The sequence below is a fragment of the Rhodobium orientis genome, from assembly GCF_003258835.1.
GTDB lineage: Bacteria > Pseudomonadota > Alphaproteobacteria > Rhizobiales > Rhodobiaceae > Rhodobium > Rhodobium orientis.
Genome location: NZ_NPEV01000162.1, coordinates 1 through 272, shown reverse-complemented (window position 1 = coordinate 272; position 272 = coordinate 1). Strand labels below are relative to the sequence as shown.

Here is a 272-nt window from a genome sequence, read left to right as displayed (position 1 = left end):
ATTCGAGAGAACACCTGCAATTCCTCTTTGATGAAGCAAGAAAAGACAGGATCACGTGTAAATATTGCGGCTTGCCGCTCAGACTGAAATTGTCGATTCATGAAGAGCCGCATTTTTTCCACCGGGAAAACGGGGATTTTTCTCAATGTGAAGCGGCTTGCTTAAATGAGAAGACAGAGCAGAAGACCAAACAGAACGATTATACTGAAAGCGGCGTTTTCCGCCTCCCGAAAGGCAAAGCGATCGGAGAGGAAAAGAAGGCGGACACGGAC

General features: G+C 47.1%; 1 protein-coding gene. It reads left to right on the top strand.

The genetic code is table 11. The annotated features are described in order from the left end of the window. Positions 1 to 272, top strand: a 272-nt coding sequence (locus tag CH339_RS25660) for a hypothetical protein (protein ID WP_210207403.1), incomplete at both ends; no start/stop codon positions are given.